Source organism: Chitinimonas sp. BJB300, assembly GCF_002735695.1.
Lineage (GTDB): Bacteria > Pseudomonadota > Gammaproteobacteria > Burkholderiales > Chitinimonadaceae > Chitinimonas.
The window spans coordinates 1-1,517 of record NZ_PDZH01000296.1 but is presented as its reverse complement, the minus strand read 5'-3'; the positions used below and the strand labels follow the sequence as shown (position 1 = coordinate 1,517).

1 protein-coding gene is annotated in these 1,517 nt (G+C 53.0%); it reads left to right on the top strand.

All coding sequences use genetic code 11. From position 1 onward, the window contains the following. The first annotated feature begins 74 nt into the window (after nucleotides 1–74). Nucleotides 75–1,376 carry an IS4 family transposase gene (locus CSQ89_RS21460; RefSeq protein ID WP_099407981.1) on the top strand — a complete coding sequence of 434 codons (1,302 nt, stop codon included), beginning with the start codon at nucleotides 75–77 and terminating at the stop codon, nucleotides 1,374–1,376. The last annotated feature ends 141 nt before the right edge of the window (nucleotides 1,377–1,517 follow it).

Sequence of the window (1,517 nt, the reverse complement as noted above, 5' to 3'; positions counted from 1 at the left end):
CCAATACTGTTCGGTTATGCTAGAAATGACAAAATTTCAGTATAACTGCAGCCTCAGCAATAAGCGGAACAAACATGGCACGAACCAAGGCGACTCTGGGTCAAGGGGTGCGGTTAACAGATCATCTCGGCGCCAGCTTGTTTGCTCGGGTCTATCCGATGGACGCAGTTACTCAACTTCTTGACAAGCATGGGTGCAATAGTCGGCGCGTGCGCAGCTTTCCTGCCAGCACCGTGGTCTACTTCAGTATGGCACTGAGCCTATATCCTGAAGCGGCGTATGAAGATGTATTTGCAGCCATGACGCAAGGCCTATCTTGGCTACAAGGCAATGCGACATCTTCAACGGTTAACAAAGCGTCCATCACAGAAGCGAGAGCAAAGATTGGGTACACCGTTTTGCGCGATCTGCAAGCGCAGTGTTGTCCTGCGTTGGCGGTGATGGAGCAGCACCCCGAGAGCTTTTACGCGGGCTTGCGTCTGGTGGCGATGGACGGCAGCAGTTTTGATGTGCCAGATGAGCCGGCCAACGCTAACGCGTTTGGGTATCCAGAAGGGGGGCGTGGGCCTGCGGGATACCCCAAGGCGCAGTGCGCCGTACTGGTCGAATGTGGCACGCACGCGATCATGGCGGGAAGCATTGGGGCGTACCGGGATGCGGAATGGACGCTTTGTCAATCACTGCTACCCACGCTCAATAGCACGATGCTGTGCATGGCTGATCGTGGGCTCAATGGATTTGAGCACTGGCAGCAAGCCAGTCAAACGGGTGCGCAATTGCTATGGCGTGTTGCCAAAAGCAGGAACCTTCCGGTCAACAAGGTACTGGAAGACGGTTCATTTTTAAGCACGATTTATCGTCGTGACAAGAAGAGCGAGCGCGCATTGGAGGCCATTGAGGTAAGGGTCATCGAATACGCCTTGCCTAACATGCCAGAAAGTGAGCCGCGCTATCGGCTAATGACGACCTTGCTTGACCCATGTGTGGCACCAGCACAAGAGTTGGCAGCGCTTTACCACGCTCGCTGGCATGTGGAGAGTGTGTTTGATGAATTAAAAACACATCTGCGTCAAAGCCGACGTGTACTGCGCAGCAAAACGCCAGACCTGGTGCGTCAAGAATTCTATGGGTGGATGCTGGCACACTACGCTGTGCGCTGGTTAATGCACAGTGCAGCCAGACCAGGGCAAAAAAGCCCACTGGACTTGTCATTTACTAAAACTGTTCATTTGTTTCGACGCGCCCAACCGCAGTCTGGCGCTTTTTCCCCCAGCGAAGCCGCGAAAACGAAAGCAGTGGTTTGCACAACTGTTGCAAAACGCGAGTTGCCTCAAAAGCACCAAAAGTCGCCAGCGCAGAAATCCAAGAATGGTTAAACGAAGGGGCACAGCATTTGCAAGCCACAAGCGCGGGCAAAAGCTGCATCAACCCATTGATTTAACCATTGTGCTGGTCTCACCAAAACCGATATCGGCATCATGGCGAATTCCTAAATACATCTAACCGAACAGTATTGG

Coding starts and splice junctions, on each gene's coding strand:
- CSQ89_RS21460 (WP_099407981.1), top strand. CDS start 75: ATGGCACGAACCAAGGCGACTCTGGGTCAAGGGGTGCGGTTAACAGAT.